General features: G+C 44.7%; 5 protein-coding genes. All 5 read right to left on the reverse strand.

Annotation, left to right across the window (positions count from 1 at the left end; translation table 11 throughout):
• Positions 1-524: 524 nt before the first annotated feature.
• Positions 525-1,805 carry a WD40 repeat domain-containing protein gene (locus tag JCM12296_RS32975; RefSeq protein ID WP_157068131.1) on the reverse strand — a complete coding sequence of 427 codons (1,281 nt, stop codon included), beginning with the start codon at positions 1,803-1,805 and terminating at the stop codon, positions 525-527.
• Positions 1,806-1,837: 32 nt separating this feature from the next.
• Positions 1,838-2,035, reverse strand: coding sequence for a hypothetical protein (locus JCM12296_RS39385; protein WP_157068132.1), 198 nt, complete (start codon positions 2,033-2,035; stop codon positions 1,838-1,840).
• Positions 2,036-2,055: 20 nt separating this feature from the next.
• On the reverse strand, positions 2,056-3,459 hold the full coding sequence (locus JCM12296_RS32980; protein ID WP_054702058.1) for a radical SAM/SPASM domain-containing protein: 1,404 nt from the start codon (positions 3,457-3,459) through the stop codon (positions 2,056-2,058).
• A 155-nt stretch (positions 3,460-3,614) separates the two neighbouring features.
• Positions 3,615-3,764 carry a HEAT repeat domain-containing protein gene (locus JCM12296_RS51170; protein ID WP_422699210.1) on the reverse strand — a complete coding sequence of 50 codons (150 nt, stop codon included), beginning with the start codon at positions 3,762-3,764 and terminating at the stop codon, positions 3,615-3,617.
• Positions 3,764-4,155 (reverse strand): hypothetical protein (locus JCM12296_RS40640; protein WP_172684234.1); only part of this gene is annotated, 392 nt, incomplete at its 5' end. The genes JCM12296_RS51170 and JCM12296_RS40640, both read right to left, overlap by 1 nt.

Here is a 4,155-nt window from a genome sequence, read left to right on the forward strand (position 1 = left end):
CAATTGGCTCATGTCGACACCGGTGCCGATGACGCCGTGATCGCGTGCCCAAGTACACAGCATCTCACCGGAGCCGCTGCCGAGGTCAAGCACTCGGGCGCCGGTTCCAGACGCAACGCCGCACCCAGAGTGGCGAACTTATCGGCTGTGAACGGGTTGTGGATGCGGTGAGCGCTCTCGGTAATATTGAATATCCGTGGAATGTCCATTGCGAAAATTTCCTGATAAATTCGGCAACGCGCTAATTCAGCCGCGCGGCTTTTTGCGTCGGCTGAATTAGTCTTGTGTACGCCCGGCATGGGCATGAACTTATGGGGTGTACATCCCCTATGTGTGAACCCGAAGCCCTGGGTTCAGTGGATAGGGTAAATGCCGCGGTGGTGCAGCGACAGTTCACGTCCTTGTCCGGGGAGATCTGACCGGCAGGTGGCCAACAGCAGCATCCCCGTCCAGTCAGATTCTCTTTGTCGGTCGTGTCTTTAAAGATATTGTTGCGTTCGATCCCCTTATATTTTTCCCGGTGTCTATTTTATGGGAACACAAGTACAGACTGGAACGCAGGTGCAAATGCGTCCACCGCCGGTACCTGAGGGGTATGTAGGCTGTTTTATAGGTGAATAGGTGCCAGGCACACAATTACATGTGCATACGGCATTTGGTGGAATGGGTGACCCGCAGGGGACCGTTTGATAAATTATCTGGCCATATGTGTTGGTATATTTGAAATGGGATGCTTTCTTGTCTCTGACCGTTGCTGAAGCGTCAAAAAGGCAGTTAATAAAATCACCGGACGGCATTTCCCAGATATGAATGGCACCCGATTCCGTCGAAGATGCGAGATGTTTTCCATCAGGGCTGAATGAAACCGAAATGTTGCCCCACCGACCTTTCAGTATCTTCATCAAATTTCCTGCTGGAATACTCCATAGTGATACGGCTCCTTTTGAGGCAGCCGCAAGAAGAGTTCCATCAGGACTAAAATCTATTTGGGTATAACCTGACTCGATCAAAGTAGCCATCAGCTTACCCGATCTTGTGTCCCATACCTTGATGTCGCTGGCGCAAGTCGCAATCCACCGACCGTCAGGACTGAATAACACCTTGTAAACGTAGGTCTGGTGACCTGATAGGGTAAGCAACAACTTGCCGGTTGTTAAATCCCAAATTTTCACTCTGCGGTCATCGGCACCCGTTGCAATGTATTTCCCATCTGGACTGACGTCAATGTCGATGCATATGTTTGAAGATGGTCCCCTTTTATGCGCTTTGATTTCATGCAAGAGCGTTAATGATGGAATTTCAAAGATGCTCAAATATTTATCATCGTTTCCAGAAACCGAAATAAGTTTTTTGCCGTCCAAACTAAATGCGATCTTATAAAGGTTGGTTCGATTGCCGTTAGAGGATTTTATTTCTTCTCCACTGTGGCTATCCCAGAGGTTGAGCGTGTGGCTATATTCATCAACTGCGGCCAGAAATCGTGCGTCCGGACTGAAGGCAATATTGTCGATCCGCAAAGGTGAACAATCGAAGGTATGCAATAATTCACCTGATGACATTTCCCAAAGATTGATATCTGCTCTAACAAAGGAGCTGAGCGATGCCACGAGTTTGCCATCCGGGCTCAAAATGAAGGAAGATCCTTCAGGGAGCGTTTTGATCAATTCTCCGGCGGGCAGACTCCAGAGTTTGATGTTTTGATCATTTGAACCGGACACCAAAACACTGCTTTCCGGGTTGATCTTTAATGTATGAATCCGATCAGAATGAGCGTTAATTCCGTATTCGCAATCTCCTTTTTTCATCTCAGCGTTGGCTTCTATCTGTTTTCGAGCATTCAATCTTTGTTGAAACGATGCCCGGTTGCTGCATCCGCTGAGAATGCGACCCCAATGGCCGATATCGCTAAAAAGCCCCTTCGGCCCATGGCCCAATCTCCTTCCAATTCGTGCACATGGTAAACCGTTGGTGCTTCGTTTTGTCCATCCGAATATATCTTTTGCAGTAAGAAGTCAGGCCTGGCTTGTTTTTCCATATCCATCTCCCAACCCCAAATTAATAATTTTGAAAAGCCGGCCCCCGGTTACCGGTCCATATCAACCCGCCGTTATCTTTAATGCTCTTTATTATTAACAGCTTCGTCAGCTGCCTGTTCACGTAGCATCTGTCCGAAGGAACGAATTTGCTGTCACTTCCAAGGGGTGTGGTTTTGATCGAGCAATCTCCGGCACAATGCCACTTGCAAAAACAGGCTTCGCAATATCTCTTTTGGTTGGAGTTGACTGCCAGTCGCTTGTTTAGTTTATCCGGATCGATATCGATGCGGCCGTTCTTGCTACATTTTCCTACAATAAAGTATTGTGCATGGGGATGATTTTTTCCATATACTTCGAAGCAAGTCGTTATATCACCATCCGGTGTTACCACCAAGGCGCGAAGCGCTGCAAGGCAAAAGCGATTTGTAATCGCCTCCAAACGGGCACCGGAATAGAAAACCTCGATATTATACTTTCCAGCTGTTTCGATCCCTTTTGTGATTTGTTCGATAAAAAGATCGAGATCTGAAATAGCTGATTTGTTTTGAATCGCCCGTCCTTCCATAAACACAGGTTCTACCTGAATTTTGCTGGGCTTGAAATTTTTACAAATGAAGGAAATATTCTCATGCAATTTAGATGCGGATTCACTTGTCACGGTCATTCGAACACCATAGTCAAAATTCGCCGCATCTAATGCGGATAACGTTTCCATTACCTTATCGGACGAGTTGGAATTTCTCGCGGTCGGTCTCTGGCGATTCTGTGTTTGAGGCAAACCATCGAAAGAAAGGCTGATTTCGGTAAAATTGTTGATAATATACTTTGTTATTTCATTATCCCAATAACCGTTAAATGAACCCGTGGCAGATAGTTCGATATCACTTTTCTTTGCCACCGCCCGCGAATACTCAACTGCCCTTGTCAATACATGCCGGTTAAGTGTTGGTTCTCCGCCGCCGTGAAAACCAATTGTTAATTGCTGTGCCTTATTCCTTTTGATCTGTTCAAAGACGAAATCGATTCCGGATTTCGCTGTTATCCAGGGCATTCGTTTTTCGGGGAAATCACCGGAAGAGGCATAGCAGTATGTACAACGAAGGTTGCACTGGTTTGTCAAAAAAAGAATAATCGTATCATAAACCGGCGCTGTAAGGTATATATCGTCAGTAGGTTCAACTTCATCGGCAAAGAATTCAATTTGGTCGAGCAGTGACATAAAGTCTGTCGCGCAGGAATTGTACTCTTCTTTGTGAGATAAATCTGAAGCCGATCGTAAGGGATTGGAGATATAAGACTGTTTGTACTCAAAGATTTGGTTTACAAGTGAGCCGTTGCCTATAAAAGCGACTCTCTTAAGCGGAGCGTAGATAAGATATTTGTTATCTTGGAGCGGTATCGAAAATATCTGGTTTGAAGCCATTTTTTATTGTTCTATCTATGCTGTCGGGTTGAAAGTAGTAAAATACGTATATCTTACATTTCGATCGTAAAGATAATTTTATAAGATTGTCGGAAATGCGTGCAGAAATCACATAACATTCTGTTATCTCAACATATAAAATTTGGCTTTTGCCTTTAATTGTTCTGCAATGCCCCTTTTTTGATATTATTCTTGGATATTCCAACTTTCCCAAGGGCCTCTGCGGCATTGTTTCTGATGTAGGAATCCTTATCCGACAACAGAAGCTTCAAGCCTTCAGCAACTCGCTCATCTTCAATTTTTATTAATGCTTCAAATACACGTTGCCGTTTACTTGCGTTTTTTCGTCACCGCCGGTCAGCATTTCGATCATTACTGGAACGGCAGGCGACCCTATTTTTATCAGTTCACTTTTCAAGGTGTAGCGGTTTCTTAAATTCCCTACAACATCTATATGAGGAAGATAATAATTATCCATTAGAAGCTGAGTGATTTGGGGAGCATTGATGTTTTGTTGGGCAAAATAGCTTAATAATAATCCTGCATGCAGATCTATGGATTTTGTAGCACATAGCCATTGGTCCGACGTTTGAGTGCCCCATCCGTCGGCATGTTCTATTTTGGAAAGTTCCTCTTTTGAATGGGTGAGAATTTTGGCTGTGGATTCAACGTAAACACCTTGTGATAGAATACTCC

The sequence above is a fragment of the Desulfosarcina cetonica JCM 12296 genome (genome assembly GCF_001311845.1).
Classification (GTDB): domain Bacteria; phylum Desulfobacterota; class Desulfobacteria; order Desulfobacterales; family Desulfosarcinaceae; genus Desulfosarcina; species Desulfosarcina cetonica.

What these genes read in the sequence shown, in the direction of transcription:
- JCM12296_RS32980 (WP_054702058.1), bottom strand. Translation starts at nt 3,459, where the DNA reads ATGGCTTCAAACCAGATATTTTCGATACCGCTCCAAGATAACAAATAT.
- JCM12296_RS39385 (WP_157068132.1), bottom strand. Translation starts at nt 2,035, where the DNA reads ATGGAAAAACAAGCCAGGCCTGACTTCTTACTGCAAAAGATATATTCG.
- JCM12296_RS32975 (WP_157068131.1), bottom strand. Translation starts at nt 1,805, where the DNA reads ATGAAAAAAGGAGATTGCGAATACGGAATTAACGCTCATTCTGATCGG.